The sequence below is a fragment of the Amycolatopsis sp. FU40 genome (assembly GCF_021903635.1).
Lineage (GTDB): Bacteria > Actinomycetota > Actinomycetes > Mycobacteriales > Pseudonocardiaceae > Amycolatopsis > Amycolatopsis dendrobii.
The window spans coordinates 5,060,397-5,084,441 of the sequence record NZ_CP091381.1; the positions used below are offsets into that span (position 1 = coordinate 5,060,397).

Consider the following 24,045-nt stretch of genomic DNA (forward strand, 5'->3'; position numbering starts at 1 on the left):
CAATGAGAGATCAAGCGGACACCGTGCTCCGCGTCGAAGGCTTACGCATGCGCTACGGCGCGAACGACGTGCTGCACGGCACGTCGTTCACCGCGCACCGCGGCGAGGTGCTGTGCCTGCTCGGCCCGAACGGGGCGGGCAAGACCACGACGATCGAAATCCTCGAGGGGTTCCGCATGCGGTCCGCGGGCGAGGTGTCCGTGCTGGGCACCGACCCGGCGCGCGGCGGCGAGGACTGGCGGGCGCGGCTGGGGGTCGTCCTGCAATCCTGGCGCGACCACGGCAAATGGCGCGTGCGCGAGCTGCTCGACCTGCTCGGGTCGTACTACGCGCCGTACTCCACCGATCGGATCCGCCGCCCGTGGGACACCGACGAGCTGATCGAGGCGGTCGGGCTCAGCGAGCACGCGGGCAAGAAGATCCGGATGCTGTCCGGCGGGCAGCGGCGCAGGCTGGACGTGGCGATCGGCATCGTCGGCCGTCCCGAGCTGCTGTTCCTCGACGAGCCGACCGCCGGATTCGATCCGCAGGCGAGACGCGATTTCCACGAGCTCGTGCACCGGCTCGCCGACGACGCCACCACGATCCTGCTCACCACCCACGACCTCGACGAGGCCGAGAAGCTCGCCGACCGGATCCTGATCCTGAGCGGTGGCCACATCGTCGCCGACGGGTCTCCGGACCAGCTGAGCAGGCAGATCGCCGGCGAGGCCGAGGTGCGCTGGAGCATCGACGGGCAGCGATTCGTGCACTCGACCACGGAGGCGACGAAGTACGTGTACGAGTTGTTCAAGCAGCACGGCGAAGCAGTCGCCGACCTGGAGGTCCGGCGCGCGTCGCTGGAGGAGACCTACCTGACCCTCGTGCAGCGCGCGGAGTCCGGGCTCGCCGAGGCAGGTGCGCGGTGACGGCGTCGGCACAGCGGACCGCGGCACGGGCGGGACTCCGCCGCGGGTTCATCGAATTCCGCCAGCAGTGGACGAACCGAGACGACCTGCTCGGCCAGCTCGTGTGGCTGGCGATGATCTTCGGCGCGCTCTTCTTCATGCGCGGCGCGCAGCTGCCGGGCACCTCGTTCTCGCTGGGCACCGCGACCGTGCCGAGCGTGATCGGCGCGGGCATCGTGTTCAACGGCCTGTCCGCTGTCGCGGGCGCGCTGATCGTCGATCGCGAAGACGGCACGCTGCTGCGCGCCAAGGCGACGCCGAACGGAATGCTCGGCTACCTCATCGGCAAGATCACGACGTTCTCGATGGTGCAGGTCGCGGGCATCGTCGTGATGCTGGTGCCGTCGCTGTTCCTGTTCCCCGGACTCGCCCCGGACGGGTTCTTCTCGATCCTGAACCTGCTGTGGGTGCTCGCCGCCGGCCTGGTCGCGACCATGCCGATCGGCGCGGCGATCGGCTCGCTGATCCAGAGCCCGCGGATGATGGCCCTGGTCGTGCTGCCGATGTTCGGGCTCGGCGCGATCTCCGGGATCTTCTACCCGATCACCGCGCTGCCGGGCTGGCTGCAGGACGTCGCGCAGGTGTTCCCGATGTACTGGCTCGGGCTCGGCATGCGCTCGGCTCTGCTGCCCGGCCAGGCGGTCGTCGTCGAAATCGGGCAGTCCTGGCGGCCGTGGGCGACCCTGGGGGTGCTGCTCGCGTGGGCCGTGATCGGATTGGCGCTGGCCCCGATCCTGCTGAAGCGGATGGCCCGGCGCGAATCGGGGTCGTCGGTGGCGGCGCGAAGGGAAAGGGCACTTCAGCGTGTGTGAGGCGCGGTGAGCGAAAACGTCTACAACCGCATCGCGGTGCTGCGCGCCGAACGCGGCATCTCGCGGCGGCAGCTCGCGGACGCGCTCGGCGTGCACTACCAGACCATCGGGTACCTGGAGCGCGGCGAGTACAGCCCGAGCCTGTACCTGGCGTTGCGGATCGCGGAGTTCTTCGAGGTCGCGGTGGAGGTGCTCTTCTCCACCGCGCCCTTCCCTCGGATCGGGGACGAAAGCAAGCCCGCGTGAGGGTCTGCTCACCTTGACGACGCGGGTGCGCCCCGCGAGAGTAAGAGCGCACACGCGTCGGCACGCGGAGGAACCCGGTGGAAATCCGGGGCGGTCCCGCCACTGTGACCGGCGGCCCCGCGGCCGCCGGCAGCCAGGAACTCCCGCCGGCGTGCCCGACGACCCGGGGCGCGGACACCCCGAGTGAGGAACGCCGTGATCCTGCTGCTGTCCACTTCGGACACCGACCTGCTCAGCGCCCGGGCCAGCGGCGCGGACTACCGGCTCGGCAACCCGTCCCGGCTCCCGCTGCAGGACCTGCCCGGACTGCTGGAGGGCGCGTCGATCGTCGTCGTCCGGATCCTGGGCACGCCGCGGACCTGGCAGGAAGGCCTCGACACGCTGCGCGCGTCCGGTGCGCACGTGATCGTGCTCGGCGGCGAGCAGACGCCGGACGCGGAGCTGATGAAGCTCTCCACCACGCCCGCCGGGATCGCCGCGCAAGCGCATCTGTACCTCGCGCAGGGCGGTCCGGAGAACCTCACGCAGCTGCACCGGTTCCTGTCCGACACGCTGCTGCTCACCGGCGAGGGCTTCGAACCGCCCGCCGAACTGCCGTCGTGGGGTGTGCTTTCGCGGCCGGATTCGGCTGGTGACGGTCCGGTCATCGGGATCCTCTACTACCGCGCGCACCACCTGTCCGGGAACACCGGTTTCGTGCACGCCCTGGCCGACGCGGTCGAGTCCGCGGGCGGCCGCGCGTTGCCGATCCACACCGCGTCCCTGCGCACCCGCGCGCCGGAGATGATGGCCGAGCTGGGCAAGGTCGACGCCCTGCTGGTCACCGTGCTGGCCGCGGGCGGCACCCGTCCGTCGGAAGCCGGAGCAGGCGGGGACGACGAATCGTGGGACGTCGCGGAAATGGCCGCGCTGGACGTGCCGGTGCTGCAAGCGTTGTGCCTGACCAGCGACCGCGAAACCTGGTCCGCCAGCGACGACGGCCTGTCCCCGCTCGACGCGGGCAACCAGATGGCGGTGCCCGAATTCGACGGCCGGATCATCACCGTCCCGTTCTCCTTCAAGGAATTCGACGACGACGGCCTCCCTCGCTACATCGCCGACGCCGAACGCGCCTCCCGCGTCGCGCGCATCGCCCTCGCGCACGCGCGGCTCCGCCACACCCCGCCGGAGTCTCGCCGGATCGCCCTGATGCTGTCCGCGTACCCGACGAAGCACTCGCGCGTCGGCAACGCAGTCGGCCTCGACACCCCCGCTTCGGCGATCAAACTCCTGCGCCTCATGCGCGACCGCGGCTACGACCTCGGCGCTGAGGCCTTCCCCGGCGTCGACCCGACCGGCACCGACCAGCCGGACGGCGACGCGTTGATCCACGCCCTGATCGCCGCGGGCGGCCAGGATCCCGAATGGCTCACCGAAGAACAGCTGTCCGGCAACCCGATCCGCGTTCCCGCCGCCCGCTACCGCTCGTGGTTCGCCGCGCTGCCAGCGGAATTGCGGGAGGCGATGGAAGAACACTGGGGCCCCGCACCGGGTTCGCTGTATGTCGACACGTCGGCGAACCCCGAGGGCGACATCGTCCTGGCGTCGCTGCAGTCCGGCAACGTCATCCTGATGATCCAGCCGCCGCGCGGATTCGGCGAAAACCCGGTCGCGATCTACCACAACCCGGACCTGCCGCCGAGCCACCACTACCTCGCCGCCTACCGCTGGCTGGAAGAGGAATTCGGCGCGCACGCCGTGGTCCACCTCGGCAAACACGGTTCGCTGGAATGGCTGCCCGGCAAGACCGCGGGCCTCTCCGCCGCCTGCGCGCCCGACGCCGTGCTGGGCAACCTGCCGTTGGTGTACCCGTTCCTGATCAACGACCCCGGCGAAGGCGCGCAAGCGAAACGCCGCGCGCACGCGACCATCGTGGACCACCTGGTCCCACCGATGGCCCGCGCGGAATCGTACGGCGACCTGGCCCGCCTGGAGCAGTTGCTGGACGAGCACGCCAACATCGCCGCGATGGACCCGGCGAAACTCCCGGCGATCCGCGCCCAGATCTGGACCCTCATCCAGGCCGCGAAACTCGACCACGACCTCGGCGTAGAGGAACGCCCGCACGACGCCGAGTTCGACGACTTCCTGCTGCACATCGACGGCTGGCTGTGCGAGGTCAAGGACGCCCAGATCCGCGACGGCCTGCACATCCTGGGCGAGGCCCCCGTCGGCGAGGCCCGCGTCAACCTGGTCCTGGCGATGCTCCGAGCCCAGCAAATGTGGGGCGGCAAGCAAGGCGCGGTCCCCGGCCTGCGTTCTGCCTTGGGCCTGAAGGAAAACTCGGACGCCCCGCTGTCCGAAGTAGACGCCATCGAGTCGACCGCGCACACGCTGGTTTCTCGGATGGAGACCCACGAGTGGTCCCCTTCTTCGGTTTCTTCAGTGGTTACTGAGGTCCTTGGCGCTTTCGACGCCGAAGTCGCCCGCGTCCTGACCTTCGCCGCCACCGAAATCGTCCCCCGCCTGGCCGGCACTTCGTCCGAAACAGACGCGGTCCTGCACGCGCTGGACGGCGGCTACATTCCCGCCGGCCCCAGCGGTTCCCCGTTGCGCGGCTTGGTCAACGTCCTGCCGACCGGCCGCAACTTCTACACCGTGGACCCGAAGGCCATCCCCAGCCGCCTGGCGTGGGAAACCGGCCAGGCCCTGGCAGACTCCCTGCTCCGCCGCTACCGCGAAGACACCGGCGACTGGCCGCGGTCCGTCGGCTTGTCGGTCTGGGGCACCTCCGCCATGCGCACCTCCGGCGACGACGCCGCGGAAGTCCTCGCGCTGCTGGGCATCCAGCCGGTCTGGGACGAAGCCTCCCGCCGCGTGACCGGCATCGAACCCATCCCGCTCTCCGAACTCGGCCGCCCCAGGATCGACGTGACAGTCCGCATCAGCGGCTTCTTCCGCGACGCATTCCCGCACGTCATCACCCTGCTGGACGACGCCGTCCGCCTAGCCGCCTCCCTGGACGAGCCGGAGTCCGCCAACTACGTCCGCGCCCACGTCAACGCGGACCTGGCCGCCCATGGCGACAACCGCCGCGCCACCACCCGCATCTTCGGCTCGAAACCAGGTGCCTACGGCGCAGGACTGCTCCCCCTGATGGACTCCGGAAACTGGCGCGACGACAAGGATTTAGCCGAGGTCTACGCAGTCTGGGGAGGCTTCGCGTACGGCAGGGATTTGGACGGCCGCCCCGCTCGCGAAGACATGGAATCGTCGTACAAACGCATTGTGGTAGCCGCGAAGAACACCGACACCCGCGAACACGACATCGCCGACTCGGACGACTATTTCCAGTACCACGGCGGAATGATCGCCACCGTCCGCGCCCTGACCGGCTCCGCACCCGCTTCGTACGTCGGCGATTCCACCACCCCGGACGCCGTCCGCACCCGAACCCTGGGAGAGGAAACGGCCCGCGTCTTCCGCGCCCGGGTCGTAAACCCGCGCTGGCTGTCCGCAATGCGCCGCCACGGTTACAAGGGAGCTTTCGAACTCGCGGCAACCGTGGATTACCTCTTCGGCTTCGATGCCACCGCGGGCGTTGTGGGCGACTGGATGTACGAGAAATTGTCACAGTCGTACGTTTTGGATGAGGAAAACCAGCAGTTCCTGCGGGACGCGAACCCGTGGGCGTTGCGGGGAATCATCGAACGCCTGACGGAGGCCGCGGATCGCGGGTTGTGGGAAGAGCCGGATCCGGAGTTGATGGCCCAGATGCGTGAGGTTTACCTGACGCTGGAAGGCGATCTGGAGAACGACTGAACTGCTGCCGGCGGGTTGCCTCTGCCGGCGGAGACTCTTCCGGTCAGCTCGCCTCCCTCGCGCGGATGCCGCCCGGCAGGTTGACGGGCCTTGCCCACGCCTTCTCGCGGAACTCACTAGGGCAACCGCGGTGCCGATATCCGCCATTCAGCCGATCTGCCGCCGACACGCCGCACCCGGCTACGCACGCTGCCCAGCCCCCGCGCACCATCCACCCCAACGACGCACGCCGCACCGTTCCAACCCATCGCATCAACCCGCGCCCCGGCCGTCGCCTCGTCGCGCGGCCCGCCCAGACAACGCACGCCGCACCATCTCAACCTGCTCGCCCCCGCAGCACCGCGCTCACTCGCTGCGCGACTCCCCAAGCGCGCCCGCCGCCACACCGCCCCGCGCCACCACACAGCGCGGCTCATCCACCGGCACCGCCCCAGCCCGCCACACCGCCACCACACAGCGCGACTCATCCACCGGCACCGCCCCAACCCGCCACACCGCCCCGCGCCACCACACAGCGCAACTCCTCCGCCCCCAACCCGCCACACCGCCCGCGCCCCTAGCCGTTACTCCGCCCCATGCCCTCGCCAAACCAGCCGCGCCGCCCCAGCCGCGCCGCCCCAGTCCGCCGCACCGTCCGGCAGTCCCGGCCGCAACTCCGCAGCGCCGCCCTCGCCCTGAACTCACCAACCAACCGCGGCACCAGGCCCCCACCACCTCCGCCGGCGAACTAAGCCCGGCCGCCGAAACCTCAGCCCCCGCCGCCGAGCCCAAGCGTCACCACCCCCGCCCCCGTCAGCGTCACCAAACCGCCCCCAGCCACCCCGTCCCCAACCGCGTCGTCATCGCTGCCCCGCCAGAGCCACGAAACTCCGTCCACCCGCATTGCCCCCAACGGCGTTCTCATCGCTGCCTCGCCAGTCTCACGAAACTCCGCCCGCCCAGCCGCATTCCCCCTACCGCCAAGCCCGCCCCGCCCAGCCGCGCCACCACCACTGCTCACGCCACCACTCGCCGAACCGCCCGGACTTCCCCCGCCGGGCAGCCGCCGCGGTCCCCGGCCGACGTCCCCTTCCCGAGCCTGTCCAGTCCAACCGCACCGTCACCGTCTCCCCCTCTCCCCAGCGGACCACTCGCCCCCGCGGTCCGCGTCCCTTTGCGCGGACCCGTTGCGCCGCAAGGGTGAACCCGCCGCAGCGAATTCCGGCATACCTCCCGAACCAGCCCCCCGCGGGACAAGAGCAGCCGACCGCACCTTGACTTCATAATGGTCTAGTCCAATGCTTACCGCATTCATTTCCCGAATGCTCGCCGGAGGACAGATGCAGCGAAGCAGACTGGCCGCCACATTCGTCGCCGCCGCTACCGTGGCCGGGGCAGCTGCCGTCGTGGCCGCGACCGCCCACGCGCAGACCGGGGCGACGACCGGCCTCGACAACAACTGGTACGCCGCCGCGCCGTACCTCATGCCGCAGAGCAACAACCCGCCCGACCCGGTGACCGTCATGAACGCGACCGGGCAGAAAGCGTTCCAGCTGGCCTTCATCCTCGCGCCCAAGGGCGGCGGATGCAGCCCCACCTGGGACGGCACCACACCGGTCTCCTCGGACACGACCGTCGGCGACGCGATCAACCGCATCCGCGGCAACGGCGGCGACGTGTCGGTTTCGGTCGGCGGCTACGGCGGCACGAAACTCGGCCAGACTTGCGGCACTGTCGACGCGACCGCCGCGGCCTACCAGCAGGTCGTCGCGAAATACAACCTGAAGGCCATCGACTTCGACCTCGAAGAACCCGAGTACGAAGACACCGCGGCCATCGCGAACGAACTCGGCGCCGCGAAGAAACTCCAGGCGGACAACCCCGGCCTGTTCGTCTCGGTGACCATGCCGGGAACCGCGGCGGGCACCGGCTGGTTCGGCACTCAGCTGCTGGACCAGGCGAAGTCGATCGGCTTCTCTCCCAACAACTTCTCGATCATGCCGTTCGACGGCGGCTTCAACGGCGGCGGCGCGTCGCAGGTGTCGGCGCTCGAGGCGTTCCACGGCTTGCTCCAAAGCCACCTTGGCTGGGACAGCGACACCGCGTACGCGCACGAGGGTTTCTCGGGAATGAACGGGAAATCGGACACGTCGGAGATGTTCAACGTTTCCGATTTCCAGACCGTGTACGACTACGCGACGAGCCACCACCTCGGCCGGTTCACTTTCTGGGCGGTGAACCGCGACCGGCAATGCACGACGACGACCGACAACAGCGTGTGCTCGAACGTCCAGCAAAACGACTGGGACTTCACGAAGTTCACCACGCGGTTCGCCGGCGCGACGCCGCCGCAGACCACTCCGCCGACGACCCCGACCAGTCCGACCGGCAATCCCCCGGGAACCTGTTCGGCACCGGAATGGCAAAAAACACAGGTTTACACCGGCGGCACAGTGGTTTCGCACAACAGCCACAAATGGACTGCCAAATGGTGGACCCAAGGCGAGGAACCCGGCACTACCGGCCAGTGGGGCGTCTGGACCGACAACGGAGGCTGCTGACCGGCCAGTTTTTCCCGATCGGGCGTTGCGACGCGGATTCCGTGCCGCAGCGCCCGATCCGTCAGTCGCATTTCAGTCGCATTGAGGAATCAGGGACGAACGCCGGGCAGATGCGTATTCGCCCGGCGGACTTCCGAAGCCAGCGCGGGCACCTCGATCACCCGTCGTCCGGCCGCGACAAGCCGCTCGACCCCTTCGGCCTCGACGAACAACGACGGTTCCCGCCAGGCCATCACCACGCGCGGAATGGCCGTTTCGAGGATCAGCTGCGTGCAGCTTTTGGGGTGAGACGCGCGATCGCTGCACGGTTCGAGCGAGCTGTACATGGTCGCGTCGGCGAGTCGCGGATCATGCGGATCGAGCTTCGCCAGCGCGGATTCTTCCGCGTGGTTGCGCGGATCGCCTTCGCCCGAATGCCCGGTGGCGAGCACCGTCCCGTCCGGCAGCCCGACGACCGCGCCGACCCGGAACGTCGAGCTCGGCGGGCATTCGTCGGCGAGCTCGATGGCCTGCCGCAACCGCAGCAGATCGAGCGACGACGGTTCAGCCGCGGCGCGATATCGCAGCACCGCGACCTCTCCGAGCCGCCGCACTTCCGTCAGTTCCAGCGGTCGCGGGAACGCACCCGGCCCGAGAAACCGCGGCGCCCGCGGGTCGCCGACCATGATCGGCGCGATCGCGAGCCGGAGTTCGTCGGCGAGCCCGGCGTCGAGGAACTGCGTGTGCACTGCCCCGCCGCCCTCGACGAGCAGCGTCCGGATCCCACGCGCGCCGAGATCGTCGAGGACGCGCTCGAGTCGTGGCGGACTGCCGACCTCCACGACGGTCGCGACCGCACTCAAGCTGTCCGCGCTGCCTCGCGGCGCGTAGACGAGCTTCTCGGCATCGCCGACGGTGAAGAACCGCGACGCCGGATCCAGCTTGCCGCTGCTCGTGACCGTCACCTTGACCGGTTGCTCCGGCCGTCCCGCCGCGACCCGCTCACGGCGGAGTTCGGCGGAGCGCACGAGGAGCCGCGGGTTGTCGGCCCGCACCGTGCCCGCGCCGACGAGGATCGCGTCGGCCTCGGCACGGAGCCGGTCGACCTCCGCGAAGTCGTCCTCGTTGGACAACAGCAGACGGGTGCTGCCGGCGTCGTCGAGGTAGCCGTCCAGCGACTGCGCCGCGGACAGCAGGACGTGCGGCCGCCCGGTCATCGTGCCCATCCGCTCATCGTGCTCCGGCCAGGTCAGGCAGGCACTACGGCGTACTGGCGGACGTACAGGTCGGTGTAGGTCACCGGCCCGCGCGGCCCCGGCACCCGGTCGAGGTTGATGCCGGTTTCGGGCACCGCGAGCAGCTTGAAGCCGTCCAGCAGCCGGGTCGGCGCGTTCCAGAACACGCCCGTGCCGGTGTAGCCGTCGAAGAACTGCTCCGCGGCCGCCGGGTTCTCGGTCGCGATCCCCGCGGCGAGCCCGGACGTGCGCTCGTTCGCGATCTCGACCGCGTCGACCAGCCCGCCGACCTTCTCCACGGTGACCGTCGCCTCCCGCTCGGAGTCCAGCGCCCACTCGTAGCCGATCGGATGCTCGTGCGGCGCGAGCGAGGGCGTGACGCCGCGCTCGGCCAGCGCCGACTCGATCTGCGGCCACACCGTGTCGTGCACGTCCTCGTGGATCAGCAGCAGGTTCAGCCGGTTGCAGACGCCGAGCCGGTCAAGGCTCGAGAACACGAGGTCACGGACCTTGCCCGCATCCGCAGCGGCGTCGACGTACAGCACTCCACCGCCGTCGGCGTGCGCCAACGTGCGCACCCCGTGCACCGCGGCCTCGGTCGCCAGCGCGCGTGTGCTGTCACCGCTGCCGCGCAGGATGACGAGCGGCACGAGCCCAGGCAGCCGAACCAGCGCCGACGCCGCCTCGCGCTCCACGCGCGGCACCAGCTGCACGACGTCCGGGTTGATCCCGGCGGCCTCGAGCGCGGGCGCGATCACGACGTCCCGCAACCGCTGCGCCGAACCCAGCGCCGCCGACCCGGTCCGCAGCACGCCACCGTTGCGCGATTTGACCAGCTGCGACGCCACGTCGACCGTCACGTTCGGCCGCGCCTCGTAGTTCGCGCCGATGACACCCACCGGACGCCGCCGCTCGACCAGCCGCAGCCCACCGTCCAACGTGGACACGTCGACGGACCGCTCCTGGTGCGGCGCGCCGGCCAGCAGCCGCAGTTGCGCAGCCATCCCGTCGAGCCGCTCGGGCGTGATGGTGAGCCGGTCGAGCAGCCCGGCGCTCATCCCGTCGGCCGTAGCCTTGGCGACGTCGGCCCGGTTGGCCTCGAGCACCTCGTCCCGGTGCGCGACGAGCCGCTCCGCCATCCCGACGAGCGCCGCGTCCACCGCGTCGTCCCCGGCGACAGCCAACGACGGCGCAGCAGCCTTCGCCGCCCGCGCACACTCCTCGACGGCCTTCGCGACCTCGTCCATCGCCTGTCTCCCTCCGGCGGCTCAGCAGACGTCCAGTCTGCCGTACCGCCCACATGGGGAGACGACGGGCTCAGCCCTCGGGACACCCGCGGCGGCGGTTTCCTGGTCGGCAACATGGTCGGCACCGCCGCCGTTCACGGCCGCGGTGGCTCTGCCTGCGGCCCGCCACTGGCACGGACGCAGGCCGCGCCGACCACTCGCGCCGGCCAGAGCACGGGCTCGCGATCGCACCGTCGCGGTTCCGCGCTGCCCGCCTGGCTCGCCGACCGCCGCCAATTCAGCGGCCGCCGCCAGTTCACCGGCCGCCCAGCAGGCACTCCGCGCACCACCGGCTCCACCGCAACCCAGCGATCCCGCACCGTCGCACGACGCCACCGAGCCGCCAGCCCGTGTCACCTCACCGCAAGCCAGAACCGCAGCGACCGCGTCACAACGCCAACGGCTGCAGCAACCACAATCCGCCAGCGATCACGCAGCTCGCCGTGAGCACGCCGAACACCAGCACCCACAAGACCGCAGGCACAGCGGTCAACCGGCTCAACTGGTCGGCGTCGGAGTCCCGCGCCTGGCCACGCCGCCGTTTGAGCTGAAGCTCCACCACCGGCCGAACCCCGCCGAACAGCAGGAACCAGGTCAGCAGATACACGAACGGCGCCTGCACCACCTTCGGCGCGACCAGAGCCACCAATCCGAGCACGACAGCGCTCGCCACCACCGTGAACACGCCGTAGGCGTTGCGCACCATGATCAGCACGCCCAGCAGCAGCAACGCGACCAGCACGAGCACCGTGGTGATCAGGTCGGCCCCGACCAGGCTCGCGAACAGCAGTCCCAGGACCGACGGCGCGATGTATCCGGCCAAGGCGGTGAACGCCATGCCCGGCCCCTCAGGCTTGCCACGCGACACGGTGACCCCGGAGGTGTCCGAGTGCAGCCGGATCGACCGCAGCCGCCGTCCGACCGTCACCGCGGCCAGCGCGTGACCTGCCTCGTGCACGATCGTGATGACGTTGCGGGCGAACCGCCACGGCGTCCCGCCGGCCAGCACGACCAGCAACGCGATCCCGCCGGTGACCAACGTGATGACGCTCGGCGTGTTCGCCTGTTCCAGCGCCGCTCCGACTGTCCCAGTGCCCGCTGCCATGGCCGCACCGGAGAGTTCTCCGGTGCCCGGTCGAGCACTGAGCACAGTCGAGACGGCGAGTGCAGGCGTAGTCACGCGGACACCTCACCACAGGCCCTATTTGGCTGCTGTGAGTGCCCGGGCAACACCCGTCGACCGCGATTCGGTATGGCGCGGCCTCATTCCATGGCGTCTCCCTCCTGTCGATCCGCGACTTCAAGCACCGTTCAGTCCGTCACCTCCCCGGACACCGACGCGCTCAGCCGATCAAGCCGGAACAGATGGGCGACCCACGACCGATACGGACGCCAATCCTCAGCCAGCGGTTCAAGCTCGTCCGGCGGCGTGTCGGGAGGCAACGCGTACTCCGCGCACAGAATCTGGTGGAGCTGGGTGTCCAAGCGGGGAAAGAGATCGGGATGTCCCGCGCCGCGCAGCAGGACCTGCTCGGCGGAAAACGCTCCGATGCCCGGGATCGCGCACAGCCTGCTCAACGCGTCGGGGATCGGCAGCGCCAGCAGCTCTTCGGTGTCCAGGCGGCCGTCGACAGCTGCCCGGGCGACAGCTCGAAGGCGTGCGAGCCGAAACGGCCCCACTGCCGGTTCGTCGCCCAGCTCGGCCAGAATCTGCGGCGACGGAAAGGAAAACAGCCCGTCTTCGCCCACCTGACGGCCATGCCGCACAGCGAGCTGGTCGCGAAATCGCCTCGCCTGCTGGGTCCGCATTCCTTGCGTGAGCACAGCCCAGCAGGCCGCTTCATACGGCGACGAAAACAGCACTGGGCGAGCTCCGCTGTGACGGGCGTGCAGCCGCCGGACCACCGAGTCCCGGCTCGCGATCTCGGCGAACCCGGATTCGTCGACATCGAGCGAAAGCATCCGGCTCACCTGCGCGACCACCCGCGCGGCGATCTCCACCGGCGCCGCCACTCCGACCTCGACCGTGCCCGGGGATCTCTGCCGGATCGCGGCACCGGCATGGGTCCAGGCGCCCTCCACCGGGAACGCCACCCGCAGCACGCCCGGTTCGGCGGCGAAGGCCCCCGCCGGGCCAGCCCCGGCGAGCCACCGCGAGGCGGCACTCAGGTCGAAGGCCCCGTGCACGGCGATTTCGCCGGTGGGCAGGTCGATCGGACGCAGGATCGGTGCGGTCATCAGTCAGTCCTCCTCGCTGGTCTCCGCGAGTCGGAGACCGTGCGGACGACGTTAGGAACAGACACCGACAATGCCGGGCCTCGAACGCTTGATCGGACAGATCTTCACTCGAACGAGTGAGCCACTGATGCCGCATACTGCCGGTATCCCACCGAGAGGACCTCCGTGCCGCACCACAGCACTCAGCAACGGCTCACCGATCTGCTCAGCGAGCCGGCCACGACAGCCGACGGCTTCCGCGACACGCTCGGCGACGCGGCCCAGGCCGGCCCGCCCACCGGGCTCACTCAGCGGCTCATGCGCACCACGCTGCTGCCGCAGTTCTACGAACGCTACTGGCGGCCCGTGCTCGGCCGCGTCCTCAAAGGCCCCAGCGGCCCGAGCATGGCCGGCGAGGTCGCGCTGGCCTCCGAACGGCTCGCGCTGCAGCCGGGCCAGGTCGTGCTCGACGTCGCGTGCGGGACCGGCAGGTTCACGCGCGCGTTCGGGGACGCGGTGGGACCGGACGGGCTCGCGATCGGCCTGGACGGCGCACGCAGCATGCTTTCGCGCGCGGTCGAAGAAACTGATTCGCCGACCGTGGCCTACCTTCGCGCCGACGCGGTCGAACCGCCGCTGCTTTCCTCCACTGTGGACGCTGTTTGCTGTTTCGCCGCCTTGCACATGTTCGCCGAGCCGGAACGCGCGCTCGATTCGTTCGCCCGGATTCTGCGTCCGGGCGGCCGGATCGTCCTGCTCACGAGCGCCCGCCGAGACTGCCAGCTGGCCCGGATCGCCGACACCGCAGGAGGAATTGTCAGCGGGCAACGCATGTTCGACCGCGGGGAGATCGCCGCCAGCTTGCGCGCGCGTGGCTTCGACGAGGTGCGCGAGCAGTACTTCGGCGTGGCCCAACTCGTCTCCGGTCGACTGTCCGACGTGCAGTGATCCATTTCTGTCGGGGTTCGGAGTTAGCATTCCCCGCATGACCCACGCCGCACCTGTCCCGCCCGACGACAGCCACCTCCGTTCCCTCATCGAAGCCACCGCCGATGCCGTGGCCGCCGCCGAACCGCTCAGCTCCGATTACGCCGGGGCTGACGCGGAAACCCGTGCTGCGGTTGAAGAAGAAGTGCGTTCCCGCGCGGACGAACTTGTCGCGCTCAGCCAGGATCTGCACGCGCATCCGGAAGAGGGGTTCGCCGAACACCGGTCAGTCGGTGCTCTCGCCGAGCTGCTGCGCGCCCACGGACACGAAGTCACCGTTGGGCTCGGCGGGCTGGACACCGCGCTGCGCACCGGGACTCCGAACAACGACGGGCCGCACATCGCTGTTCTGTCCGAGTACGACGCGCTGCCCGGATTGGGGCATGGCTGCGGGCACAACGTGATTTGCACTGCCGGAGCGGGCGGGTTCCTCGGTGCGGCAGCAGTGGCCGAACGGCTCGGCGGGCGTGTGTCGCTGGTGGGCACTCCCGCGGAGGAAGGCGGTGGCGGCAAGGAGACACTCGCGCGAGCTGGGGTCTTCGACGATGTCGACGCGGTGATCATGCTGCACCCGTTCAGCCACGACATCGCGTTGCACCCGTTCCTTGGCAGGCGGCAGCTCGAGATGGTGTTCCACGGCGTCGGCGCACATGCTTCAGCGCAGCCGTTCATGGGACGCAACGCGCTCGACGCGGCGGTGGCGGCTTATCAAGGAGTGTCCGCGCTGCGCCAACAGCTGCCGTCGAGCGACCGGGTGCACGGCATCTTCACCGACGGCGGTGCACGGCCGAACGTGATCCCTGCCCGGGCGGCTCTTCTGTTCTACCTCCGGTCGGCGAATCCCGACACGCTGCGCGACTTGGCCGGCCGGATGACCGCGATCGCCCACGGCGCGGCGGAAATGACTGGCTGCGGGGTGGAATTGCACTGGGACGCGCAGCCGGCGTATCTGCCGATCCGGTTCAACACGACGCTGGCCGGGCGATGGTCGGTCAACCAACAGGGCACCGGGCGGAAACCGCTGCCGCCGGGCATCGTGCCGGAGTTTCTGACCGGCAGCACGGACCTCGGGAATTTGTCTTTCCGGATGCCCGCGCTGCACCCGATGATCGCGGTCTCCGGGCCGACGGTCGCCTTGCATACCAAGGAATTCGCCGATGCTGCCGGGTCGCCGACAGGTGATCAGGCGGTCGTCGACGGCGCGTTGGGGCTGGCTCTGACAGTCGCCGACTATCTCGCCGACGCGGAGTTGCGCCAAGCCGTGCATGACGAGTTCGAGGCATCGGGAGGGGCGCTGGACGTGCCGAGTTTCTTTGACTGACAGGTAGTGAGGGGCGGATGACGACGGCCGGGAGGTTGGAAAGGAGGTGCGCCGCAGTCGGATTGACGGGTTGGGCTGACGCTTTGGACGAGTTGGGCTGGCACTGGGCCGGTATGAGTGGCGAGCACCGGTGGGCTCATGGTCCTGACAGGCGCCGCCCTGCCTTGGCCTCACGGCACGGCACGGCACGGCACGGCACGGCACGGCACGGCACGGCACGGCACGGCACGGCACGGCACGGCACGGCACGGCACGGCACGGCACGGCACGGCACGGCACGGCACGGCACGGCACGGCACGGCACGGCACGGCACGGCACGGCACGGCACGGCACGGCACGGCACGGCACGGCACGGCACGGCACGGCACGGCACGGCACGGCACGGCACGGCACGGCACGGCACGGCACGGCACGGCACGGCACGGCACGGCACGGCACGGCACGGCACGGCACGGCACGGCACGGCACGGCACGGCACGGCACGGCACGGCACGGCACGGCACGGCACGGCACGGCACGGCACGGCACGGCACGGCACGGCACGGCACGGCACGGCACGGCACGGCACGGCACGGCACGGCACGGCACGGCACGGCACGGCACGGCACGGCACGGCACGGCACGGCACGGCACGGCACGGACGAGGATGCACTGCCTGAGAACGGCTGAGAATTCTCAGCTGATTCTTCTCAGGAAAGCCTGAGGGTTTTCCACAGGCTGCTCATAAGCACGGGCGCGAGTCTGGGTTCATGACCGAGAACGAGAGCCGGCCCGGCCCCGCTACAGCCGGTGGGCGCCAGCCGCACCAGAGCAGTGAGCAGTACGGGCAGTATCGGACCGGGTCGAGTCCGTTCGCCGCGGGGCAGGGGCAGCCGCAGGAGGTCGGAGGCGGGCCTGTCGGGCAGGCCGGAGCGCGTGGCGGGCAGGAGACTGCCGCCAGCGCTCAGCAGGCGAGGCCGAGCGACGCGCAGCCGCCCAGCGGTGCGCAGGCAGTCGGATCGGGCGCGGCATGGGCTCCCCAGAGGGGTGCTGTCGCGGAGTCCGGGCCGAACACCGGGCCTCTGCCGAACGTACACGCCGCACATCCCCAAACCGGCATTCCGCGCCAGCAACCGAACACGCAGCACCACGAACTCGGCACCCCGCACCAGGAAACCGGCACGCCGCATTACCGAGCCAGCGCGCCGCAGCAGCAGCCCGGCACTCCGCACTACGGCCCGATGCCGCAGCCCGCACAACCACCTGCGGCCCTGGCTGGTCCGAGGAAGCGACCCGGCCGCCTGGCCGCACTGGTCGGGGCGACGGCGCTGGCCGCGGCTCTTCTCGGCGGCGGTGCCGGTGCGGCGATCGTCGGGCTGACAGGTGGTTCCAGTGCGTCCTCAAGCACCGCTTCGCCGGCCGCCACTGGGCAGACCATCAGCAACACCACAGCCTCAGGGGACGTCAGCACCGTCGCGGCGAAGGTGGTGCCCAGTGTCGTTCAGGTGAACGTCACGACCGGTCGGGGCACGGCGATCGGATCGGGCGTCATTCTCACCGCGGATGGTCGGATCCTCACCAACGCGCACGTCGTGCAGGGGGCGCAGACCGTCACGGTCACCACGTCGGACGGCAAGAAGTACCAGGCCAGGGTCGTCGGCTCGGACACCAAGAGCGACATCGCCGTCCTGCAGGCGCAGGGCGCGAGCGGGCTCACCGCGGCGACGCTCGGCGATTCGAGCAAGCTCGCCGTCGGGCAGCAAGTGATCGCGATCGGGTCGCCGGGCGGGCTGCAGAACACCGTCACCACCGGCATCGTCAGTGCGCTCAACCGGCCGCTTTCCGACGTCGGGGGCGGCGACGGCGACCAGCAGAACTCGCCTTTCGGGAGGCAGACCTCGAACGTCACGTCCGGGCCCAGCTACACCGCGATCCAGACCGACGCTTCGATCAACCAGGGCAACTCGGGCGGCGCGCTCGTCGACGGCCAGGGCCGGGTGATCGGCATCAACTCCGCGCTCTACAGCCCGAACTCGTCGGCGGGCAGCGTCGGAATCGGGTTCGCCATCCCGATCAACGACGCCAAGAAGATCGTCGACCAGATCGTCAACGGCTGACCGGAACTCCGGAGGCGGACCGTGGTCGGGGCGGCCCGCCTCCGCTCCTCACTTTCGGGACGGTGAGGAAACCTGGCCGCTCTCTCCGGGAAATCGGGGCCTGGAGAGAGCGGCTTCTTCACGCGCCCGGCGGTTCGTAGACCAGTGTGAACGTGTGCTTGCCCTCGTCGACGGCGATGTCGGCCGATCCGGAGATGCCCGCCAGTTCGTCCGTGCCCGAACCGGGCAGCAAGACCAGCGACAGTCCCTCGTCTCCGGCCGTGTGCCGGAGGACGAAGCTGCCCTTCCGACCGTCGACGGAGCCGGTGAAACGCTCGAAGGCGACGTATGCGCGCGACGTCTCGTTCGACGCCGTCAGCATTTCGACCCGGCTGGTTCCCTCGACCGCGCCGGTGAACGTCTTCTCGATCAGTACCTGCGCGAACGCCGTGCCACCGGCCTCGTCCTGCGCCTGCGGCTCCCATTTGTCCAGCTCGAACGCGGCGACGGCGGTCCTGGTCATGCTGTTGCTCCTCTGCCGGAAACTCGATCCCGCACAGTCAACCGCCGATACCTGCCATCTCCTGTCAGGTATCTCAGCGCCGCCGGTTGCCGAACAGCCCTCGCGAGAACTCCCGGCCGAGCGAACTCGCCGCCGAGCGCATGAACGACTTCACCGCGGGGTTGCTCAGCACCTGCGAGATCATCCCCGGTTCCTCCTTCTCCGGGCGCGCGGCCGGTGCCTCGGGCTCCGCGGCCGGCGCGGCATCCGGGGCCGGCACGGCCTTCGCCGCCAACTTCTCGTACGCCGACTCGCGGTCGATCGTCTCCCCGTACTTCGCGTTCAGCTCCGACGACGCGACCGCCGCACGGATCGCATCCGCACCGATCGACCCCATCTTCGACCGCGGGGCGCGCAGCCGCGTCCACGCGACCGGCGTCGGCGCGCCGCGTTCGGACAGCACGGTGACGATCGCCTCGCCGATCCCCAGCGACGTCAACGCCGTCTCAAGGTCGTAGTGCGGCGACTTCGGATACGTCTTCACCGTGCGCGCCAACGCTTTCTGGTCGTCCGGTGTGAACGCGCGCAACGCGTGCTGCACCCGAGCGCCGAGCTGGGACAGCACGTTGTTCGGGATGTCGGTCGGCAGCTGCGTGCAGAAGAACACGCCGACGCCCTTCGACCGGATGAGCTTCACCGTCTGCTCGATCCGCTCGAGAAACGCCTTCGACGCGCCGGAGAACAGCAGGTGCGCTTCGTCGAAGAAGAACACCAGCTTCGGCTGGTCGAGGTCGCCCTCCTCAGGCAGCTCCTCGAACAGCTCGGCCAGCAGCCACATCAGGAACGTCGAGAACAGCGCCGGTTTGGACTGCAGATTGTCCAGCTCCAGCAGGGTGATGACGCCCTTGCCGTCCTGCTGGCGCATCAGATCGTGGACGTCCAGCTCGGGTTCGCCGAAGAATTCCTCGCCGCCCTGAGCCTCCAGATTGGACAGTGCGCGCAGGATGACGCCCGCCGTCGCCACGGACACCCCGCCGATGCCCTTGAGGTCTTCCTTGCCCTCGTCGCTGGTCAGGTGCGTGATGACCGACCGCAGGTCCTTGGTGTCCAGCAGGGCGAGACCGCGCTGGTCAGCCCAGTGGAAGATCAGCCCGAGCGTCGATTCCTGCGTCTCGTTGAGGCCAAGCACCTTCGACAGCAGCACCGGGCCGAAGCTGGTGATCGTCGCGCGCACCGGGATGCCGGTGCCGCTCGTGCCGAGCGACAAGAACTGCACCGGACCCGCCTCGGGCGCCCATTCGTCGCCCAGCTCCGCGGATCGTTTCGCGGTGCGATCGCTCGGCTGCCCGGGCGCGGACAGGCCGGACAGGTCGCCCTTCACGTCGGCCAGTACGACCGGGACCCCGGCCGCGGACAGCTGCTCGGAGATCAACTGGAGCGTCTTGGTCTTGCCGGTGCCCGTCGCGCCCGCGACCAGCCCATGCCGGTTCAGCGTCGCCAGCGGCAGCCGGACCGCGGCCGACGCTTCCGTCTTCCCGTCGATCACCACCGCGCCCAGCTCGACGGCCGCCCCGTCGCTCACGTATCCCTGCGCGATCTCCGCCGCTGGTCCCGACGCTTGCTCGGCCACTGGCCGCACCTCGTTCCGAGTCCGAAATCACACCTCGTTGCACTGGCTGACCGAGCGTAACGCGCCGGAAGCCCAGGTGACGCCGCTGATATCCCCGTGTCGGGTTAGGGTGGTGCGGGTGAACGACCATCTTGTCTGGATCGACTGCGAGATGACGGGGCTCGACCTCGGCAAGGACGCGTTGATCGAAATAGCCGCGCTGGTGACCGACGCCGACCTGAACGTGCTGGGCGAGGGCGTCGACATCGTCATCCACGCCGACGACGCCAAGCTCGACGGCATGCCGCAGGTCGTCCACGACATGCACGCCAAGTCCGGCCTCACCGAAGAAGTCCGCGCCTCGACGACCACGCTCGCCGAGGCCGAGCAGCGCGTGCTGGAGTACATCCGCGAATGGGTGCCGGACCCGGCCAGCGCGCCGCTCGCAGGCAACTCGATCGCCACCGACCGCGGCTTCATCGCCCGCGACATGCCGGAGCTCGACAACCACCTGCACTACCGGATGGTCGACGTGTCGTCGGTGAAGGAGCTCGTGCGCCGCTGGTACCCGCGGATCTACTACGCCAAGCCGGAGAAAGGCCTGGCCCACCGCGCGCTCGCGGACATCAAGGAGTCCGTCGGCGAACTCGAGTACTACCGCGCGATCGCCTTCGTCCCCCAGCCCGGCCCGACGAGCGACGAGGCCAAAGCCGCCGCCGCCGAAGTGCTGGAACGCCACCGAGGGTGACCCCCTGAAAAGCGCTCGCGGGCACCCGCTAGGATTGCTTCCAGCAAGGCGATCGCGAGATCTTTTTGCCAGATGGTGGCTATAGCTCAGCTGGTAGAGCACCTGGTTGTGGTCCAGGAGGTCGCGGGTTCGAGCCCCGTTAGCCACCCTTGCACCCCGGCTTCACCGAGATCTTTTTCGGAGAAGCCGGGGTTTTGTCATTTCCGGGGTAGTGTTGGCGGCACCGGTGTCGCGCGGGTCACTGCGTCCTTTCGCCCGACCAGTCCACTGCCGCGCCGGCCGACGCTGACCGGGTTCACGGCGGGTCACCGCCGCTGACCTGGGCCGTTGCCCCGGCGAGCCGGAAAGGGGACCCCCCTGAAACGGGGCTTGAACGCCCTGCTAATCTTTTCCACGTCGCCGAGGGAAACCACAGCGGCACCAAGCGCCATTAGCTCAATTGGCAGAGCAGCTGGCTCTTAACCAGCGGGTTCGGGGTTCGAGTCCCTGATGGCGCACCCTCACTCCCCAGGTCTTGAGAATCATTGACCTGGGGATTTTGGTTTTCTGGAGGAGTTTCATCCGCTTGATGTCCGTCCACAATGGTCGGTGGCGTGCCCGAGTCGTGCCCGAGCTGTCGTGGTGCTGACCGCGGGATGATCTTGGCGGTGGCTTCGGCCGCGGCGAGCGCGTGTGGGGTTCCAAAAGTCGCTCACCGGTGCTCACCAGCCGCTTTACGCGGCTCGTTCGTATTCGTTGATCATGCCCCCGAGAAGCCGCTGTCGCTTGATCCGCTGAGTGTTGAGGTCTGCCGCGGGGTAGGTGGGCCGAGGTGGGCGAAGCTGGCGAGAACGGTGCGGCCGTCGACCGTTGTAGTGCCGGACGTACTCTGCGAGCACGGCCCGCAGATGCCGCTCGTTGAGGATCAACATACGATCGGTGAATTCGGATCTGGCTGTCAGCACGAACCGCTCGGCGTAGCAGTTGGCCCGTGGACAACGCGGCGGAATCCGTCAACTCGATCGCCGAGCGCCACCACGAGGTTGCGGATCTGCTGCGTGGTCCATCTACCGTCCGGGTTCGTGGTCGTGCCGAGGACGTGGACGTAGCGGCTGCCGACCTCCAGTACGAAGAACACGTAGATCCGCTTGAGAGTGAGCGCGCAGTCGACGTGGAAGAAGTCACAGGCCAGCATGGTCGAGGCCTGCGTGCGCAGGAACTGCCGCCAGGTCGTGTCGGTACGTCGGTCTGGCGCTGGAGGTATGCGCGCACGCTTCAGAATCCGCCGGATCGTCGAGGACCCGACCCGGTGGCCAAGCTTGAGCAGCTCACCCTGGATCCTCTTGTAGCCCCAGCTGTGGTTTTCTGTAGCCATCCGTTCGATCAGCCCGGCGATCGCCTCATCAACGGGCGGACGCCCCTGCCGGTGTGGATAGGTCCACTTCGCGGCTACCAGCCGACGGTGCCAGCGCAGGATCGTTCCCGGGGTGACCAGCCGGTGTGTTCGCAGCGTCGTGGGCAGCAGCCGGACCAGCGCGGCGAACACAGCCCGGTCGGCCCAGTCCAGGCGAGGTTTCGGGTTGCTTCGGCGCAGTACGGCGACCTCGTGGCGCAGCACCAGCAACTCGGCGTCCTTGGACGCCGACGAGCGACCGAGCAACACCACCAGACCCAGCAGCCGGAGGAAGATCAGGTAGAGCAGACGCAGCGACATGCCCGGCGATCATGCCCTACCCGCCGAAAGAGAAATTGCCGCTGGTCAGAATGCATGATTAGACTTCTGGAACCCCACAGGTAGTCGCTTGCCGCGTCGGGACCCAGCCCGCCGCGGACTGCCCAGTCGCCCAAGGCAAGCAGCACTTCCGCCGTGTCGTAAGGGCGGTCCAGTTCGGTCATCCATTCCAGCGCACGGTCCAGATCGGCCCGGGCGAGTTCGCGGTGTTCCAGCTCGGTGCGCCGCGCACCGCGCAACCTCCACACCTTGCCGAGATTAGGCTCGTCGCGGACAGACGGATGCGCGAATTCCGTCTCAGCCTCGGTCAACAGAACCACGGCTTCGCTCGGCGGCACCGCCTTGGCCAAGTGAAACCTCGCGATCGCGATCCGGCGCAAGTCGCCGACATTCTCGGCCAGCGCCAGATTCTTGCGAAGCACTCGATTGCTTCCCTGGCGCGGCCTTGGGCATAGCGGGCCAGGCCCATCCCTCGATCGCCGTGGCCTGCAACTCCGGGTCGCCGCAGCGGCGAGCGGCTTCCAGCGCGGAGACAGCAATCCCGTACGCCTCGTCCGCCTGCCCACGCTGGTGATATGGGAACGTCAACTGAGACAGCAACAAGCTTTCCACCGCGGGGAGCGCCAGGCGTCGGGCTGCTTGCAGGGCTGCCTCGGTCGTGGCGATCAGATCGTCGAAAAGCTTGCCGGGCTCGTAGACCGACCACAACGCCACCACCAGCCGGCACGCCGCGAGATCATCCTCGAGCCGCGCGGCCAGTTCCACCACCGCGCGAAGATTGTCGCGTTCGGCGTTCAGCCATCCCCAGGCGCTCGCCCGATCACGGTGCACCGCAGCGACGGCCAGCTCCGGGAACAGACGGCGCCACCAGCCGCGCTGCGGCATGACCAGAGCATCCGCCGCCAGCGCACGACACAGGTACCACTCCAGGAACCGCTTCTCAGGCCGGCAACCCGAGTTACACCGCTCGTTTGACAGACGCCAGCTGAGCGCCTTCGTGACCGAGTGGCCCGCGGCTGGCCGCGGGCGCAGTCAGCCTTTGAGGCGAGGGAACAACTTCTCCGAGTTTCCGCGGTCGATCGCCGACCGAAGACCATCGTCCAAGGGATAGCGTTCGAAGGTCTTGTTCATGAAACCGACGGCGGCCGCGGGAGCGAACGGGAAGTCGCTGCCGTACGTAATGTGGTCCGGATCCGCCACTTCCAGAAGACTTGGCAAGGCCGAAGGAGACGCCGAGAGGGCGATGTCGTAATAGAACTGCCGCAGAACTGAGAGCTGCTTGGGTACCTGGTGCTTCTGGTCGAGCAGCGCCCACGCTTGCTGCGCCTTGTTCTTCGTGTTCAGCATCGTGAGCAGGATGCGATAGGAAATGTAGGGCACGAACCCGCCCGCGTGGGCGAGGATGAATTTGATTCCCGGGTACTTCTCCATGGATCCCGAGAGGATCAGGCTGATCGCGGTGCGCGTGGTGTCGAGGAGGAAGTCCGCGGTGAAGGTCGGGATTCCGGGGACCTCCGGGCCGGGCAGTTCGCCTGGGTGGACGAAGACCGGGGTGCGGCGTTCGTGGAGGAATTGCAGCAGCGGCTCGAATCCGGGGTCGCCGAGGTAGCGGCCGTCGTTGTTGGCCAGCAGGACGATTCCGTCGGCGTGCAGCGTGTCGAGCGCGTGTTCGGCTTCGGCTAGTGCGCCTTCGACTTCGGGCAGGGTGAGGGTGGCGAAGAATCCGAATCGGTCCGGCCGGTCGGCGACGACTTCGGCGGCATACTCGTTGACGTCGCGCGCCCAGCGGCGGGCCTCCGGGATGTCTCCGAAGTAGACCCCGGGGGTGGAGAGGGACAGGATGCCGGTGGCGATTCCGTGGCCGTCCATGAATTTCAGCGCGGACGGCACCGACCAGGACGGCAGGTCGATGCCTCCGGGACGAATTCCCTTGTCCTGCATCCATTTCGCGTAGCGGGGCGGTACGAGGTGCTGGTGAGTGTCGATGCGCTGGGCACGGCTCATCGGAGGCGTCCTTTCTCGGGGCGG

The 24,045-nt window shown here is 69.1% G+C and carries 21 protein-coding genes, 2 tRNA genes and 1 riboswitch; of the genes, 12 read left to right on the forward strand and 11 right to left on the reverse strand.

The genetic code is table 11. The annotated features are described in order from the left end of the window. Positions 1-2 precede the first annotated feature (2 nt). From L3Q65_RS24125 to L3Q65_RS24145, 5 genes are all read left to right on the forward strand, one after another. The gene (locus L3Q65_RS24125; protein WP_182895433.1) at positions 3-908 is read left to right on the forward strand and encodes an ABC transporter ATP-binding protein; all 906 of its coding nucleotides are present in this window, start codon (positions 3-5) and stop codon (positions 906-908) included. Then, entirely contained in the window at positions 905-1,759 is an 855-nt protein-coding gene (locus L3Q65_RS24130) for an ABC transporter permease (protein WP_182895432.1), read from the forward strand. The genes L3Q65_RS24125 and L3Q65_RS24130 overlap by 4 nt, the downstream gene beginning before the upstream one ends. Positions 1,760-1,765: 6 nt before the next feature. After that, on the forward strand, positions 1,766-2,005 hold the full coding sequence (locus L3Q65_RS24135) for a helix-turn-helix transcriptional regulator (protein ID WP_037354504.1): 240 nt from the start codon (positions 1,766-1,768) through the stop codon (positions 2,003-2,005). 67 nt (positions 2,006-2,072) lie between these two features. Next, positions 2,073-2,148: riboswitch (cobalamin riboswitch) on the forward strand. Between the two features lie 52 nt (positions 2,149-2,200). After that, complete coding sequence (gene cobN / locus L3Q65_RS24140) at positions 2,201-5,806, forward strand: cobaltochelatase subunit CobN (protein WP_182895547.1); 3,606 nt, start codon at positions 2,201-2,203, stop codon at positions 5,804-5,806. 1,319 nt (positions 5,807-7,125) lie between these two features. Beyond that, positions 7,126-8,346: a chitinase gene (locus L3Q65_RS24145; RefSeq protein WP_182895431.1), complete on the forward strand. Its 1,221-nt coding sequence runs from the start codon at positions 7,126-7,128 to the stop codon at positions 8,344-8,346. An 89-nt stretch (positions 8,347-8,435) separates the two neighbouring features. Here L3Q65_RS24145 and L3Q65_RS24150 read toward each other — a convergent pair whose 3' ends face one another. From L3Q65_RS24150 to L3Q65_RS24165, 4 genes are all read right to left on the reverse strand, one after another. Next, complete coding sequence (locus L3Q65_RS24150) at positions 8,436-9,542, reverse strand: dihydrofolate reductase family protein (RefSeq protein WP_182895546.1); 1,107 nt, start codon at positions 9,540-9,542, stop codon at positions 8,436-8,438. Positions 9,543-9,574: 32 nt separating this feature from the next. After that, a complete protein-coding gene (locus L3Q65_RS24155) occupies positions 9,575-10,807 on the reverse strand; it encodes an aldehyde dehydrogenase family protein (RefSeq protein ID WP_237596688.1) in 1,233 nt (410 codons plus the stop codon). Between the two features lie 427 nt (positions 10,808-11,234). Continuing rightward, positions 11,235-11,951, reverse strand: a complete 717-nt coding sequence (locus L3Q65_RS24160; protein ID WP_182895545.1) for a M50 family metallopeptidase — start codon at positions 11,949-11,951, stop codon at positions 11,235-11,237. A gap of 206 nt (positions 11,952-12,157) precedes the next feature. Beyond that, positions 12,158-13,084: a DNA-3-methyladenine glycosylase gene (locus L3Q65_RS24165; RefSeq protein ID WP_182895429.1), complete on the reverse strand. Its 927-nt coding sequence runs from the start codon at positions 13,082-13,084 to the stop codon at positions 12,158-12,160. 165 nt (positions 13,085-13,249) lie between these two features. Between L3Q65_RS24165 and L3Q65_RS24170 the strand changes: the two genes are divergently transcribed. The 4 genes from L3Q65_RS24170 to L3Q65_RS24185 all read left to right on the forward strand — a co-directional run bounded on the left by L3Q65_RS24170 (position 13,250) and on the right by L3Q65_RS24185 (position 17,468). Next, on the forward strand, positions 13,250-14,011 hold the full coding sequence (locus tag L3Q65_RS24170) for a class I SAM-dependent methyltransferase (RefSeq protein WP_182895428.1): 762 nt from the start codon (positions 13,250-13,252) through the stop codon (positions 14,009-14,011). Between the two features lie 37 nt (positions 14,012-14,048). Then, the gene (locus L3Q65_RS24175; RefSeq protein WP_237596689.1) at positions 14,049-15,371 is read left to right on the forward strand and encodes a M20 family metallopeptidase; all 1,323 of its coding nucleotides are present in this window, start codon (positions 14,049-14,051) and stop codon (positions 15,369-15,371) included. Between the two features lie 138 nt (positions 15,372-15,509). Then, a complete protein-coding gene (locus tag L3Q65_RS24180) occupies positions 15,510-16,031 on the forward strand; it encodes a histone H1-like repetitive region-containing protein (RefSeq protein WP_237596690.1) in 522 nt (173 codons plus the stop codon). 438 nt (positions 16,032-16,469) lie between these two features. Next, positions 16,470-17,468, forward strand: a complete 999-nt coding sequence (locus L3Q65_RS24185) for a S1C family serine protease (RefSeq protein WP_370648221.1) — start codon at positions 16,470-16,472, stop codon at positions 17,466-17,468. A gap of 118 nt (positions 17,469-17,586) precedes the next feature. Here the strand turns inward: L3Q65_RS24185 and L3Q65_RS24190 are convergent, their stop codons facing one another. Together L3Q65_RS24190 and L3Q65_RS24195 are read right to left on the reverse strand one after the other, a co-directional pair. Continuing rightward, complete coding sequence (locus tag L3Q65_RS24190; RefSeq protein ID WP_237596691.1) at positions 17,587-17,970, reverse strand: DUF3224 domain-containing protein; 384 nt, start codon at positions 17,968-17,970, stop codon at positions 17,587-17,589. A 73-nt stretch (positions 17,971-18,043) separates the two neighbouring features. Further along, positions 18,044-19,579, reverse strand: a complete 1,536-nt coding sequence (locus tag L3Q65_RS24195; RefSeq protein ID WP_237596692.1) for a helicase HerA-like domain-containing protein — start codon at positions 19,577-19,579, stop codon at positions 18,044-18,046. 118 nt (positions 19,580-19,697) lie between these two features. Between L3Q65_RS24195 and orn the strand changes: the two genes are divergently transcribed. The 3 genes from orn (at position 19,698) to L3Q65_RS24210 (ending at position 20,803) form a co-directional block, all read left to right on the forward strand. Next, a complete protein-coding gene (gene orn / locus L3Q65_RS24200) occupies positions 19,698-20,306 on the forward strand; it encodes an oligoribonuclease (protein WP_037817745.1) in 609 nt (202 codons plus the stop codon). A 75-nt stretch (positions 20,307-20,381) separates the two neighbouring features. Further along, positions 20,382-20,454 (forward strand) — tRNA-His (locus L3Q65_RS24205). 276 nt (positions 20,455-20,730) lie between these two features. Continuing rightward, positions 20,731-20,803, forward strand: a tRNA-Lys gene (locus tag L3Q65_RS24210). A 216-nt stretch (positions 20,804-21,019) separates the two neighbouring features. On the opposite strand, the gene L3Q65_RS24215 is transcribed toward L3Q65_RS24210, so the two are convergent. The 5 genes from L3Q65_RS24215 to L3Q65_RS24235 all read right to left on the reverse strand — a co-directional run bounded on the left by L3Q65_RS24215 (position 21,020) and on the right by L3Q65_RS24235 (position 24,021). Beyond that, positions 21,020-21,250: a transposase gene (locus L3Q65_RS24215; protein ID WP_237596693.1), complete on the reverse strand. Its 231-nt coding sequence runs from the start codon at positions 21,248-21,250 to the stop codon at positions 21,020-21,022. Beyond that, positions 21,244-21,999, reverse strand: coding sequence for a hypothetical protein (locus L3Q65_RS24220; protein ID WP_237596694.1), 756 nt, complete (start codon positions 21,997-21,999; stop codon positions 21,244-21,246). The genes L3Q65_RS24215 and L3Q65_RS24220 overlap by 7 nt, the downstream gene beginning before the upstream one ends. After that, a complete protein-coding gene (locus tag L3Q65_RS24225) occupies positions 21,975-22,337 on the reverse strand; it encodes a hypothetical protein (protein ID WP_237596695.1) in 363 nt (120 codons plus the stop codon). The genes L3Q65_RS24220 and L3Q65_RS24225 overlap by 25 nt, the downstream gene beginning before the upstream one ends. Continuing rightward, entirely contained in the window at positions 22,315-22,902 is a 588-nt protein-coding gene (locus L3Q65_RS24230; protein ID WP_237596696.1) for a hypothetical protein, read from the reverse strand. The genes L3Q65_RS24225 and L3Q65_RS24230 overlap by 23 nt, the downstream gene beginning before the upstream one ends. 147 nt (positions 22,903-23,049) lie before the next feature. Next, entirely contained in the window at positions 23,050-24,021 is a 972-nt protein-coding gene (locus tag L3Q65_RS24235; protein ID WP_237596697.1) for an amidohydrolase family protein, read from the reverse strand. Between the last annotated feature and the right edge of the window lie 24 nt (positions 24,022-24,045).

Coding starts and splice junctions, on each gene's coding strand:
- L3Q65_RS24125 (WP_182895433.1), top strand. CDS start 3: ATGAGAGATCAAGCGGACACCGTGCTCCGCGTCGAAGGCTTACGCATG.
- L3Q65_RS24145 (WP_182895431.1), top strand. CDS start 7,126: ATGCAGCGAAGCAGACTGGCCGCCACATTCGTCGCCGCCGCTACCGTG.
- L3Q65_RS24150 (WP_182895546.1), bottom strand. CDS start 9,542: ATGACCGGGCGGCCGCACGTCCTGCTGTCCGCGGCGCAGTCGCTGGAC.
- L3Q65_RS24155 (WP_237596688.1), bottom strand. CDS start 10,807: ATGGACGAGGTCGCGAAGGCCGTCGAGGAGTGTGCGCGGGCGGCGAAG.
- L3Q65_RS24160 (WP_182895545.1), bottom strand. CDS start 11,951: ATGGCAGCGGGCACTGGGACAGTCGGAGCGGCGCTGGAACAGGCGAAC.
- L3Q65_RS24165 (WP_182895429.1), bottom strand. CDS start 13,084: ATGACCGCACCGATCCTGCGTCCGATCGACCTGCCCACCGGCGAAATC.
- L3Q65_RS24175 (WP_237596689.1), top strand. CDS start 14,049: ATGACCCACGCCGCACCTGTCCCGCCCGACGACAGCCACCTCCGTTCC.
- L3Q65_RS24180 (WP_237596690.1), top strand. CDS start 15,510: ATGGTCCTGACAGGCGCCGCCCTGCCTTGGCCTCACGGCACGGCACGG.
- L3Q65_RS24190 (WP_237596691.1), bottom strand. CDS start 17,970: ATGACCAGGACCGCCGTCGCCGCGTTCGAGCTGGACAAATGGGAGCCG.
- L3Q65_RS24220 (WP_237596694.1), bottom strand. CDS start 21,999: ATGTCGCTGCGTCTGCTCTACCTGATCTTCCTCCGGCTGCTGGGTCTG.
- L3Q65_RS24230 (WP_237596696.1), bottom strand. CDS start 22,902: ATGCCGCAGCGCGGCTGGTGGCGCCGTCTGTTCCCGGAGCTGGCCGTC.
- L3Q65_RS24235 (WP_237596697.1), bottom strand. CDS start 24,021: ATGAGCCGTGCCCAGCGCATCGACACTCACCAGCACCTCGTACCGCCC.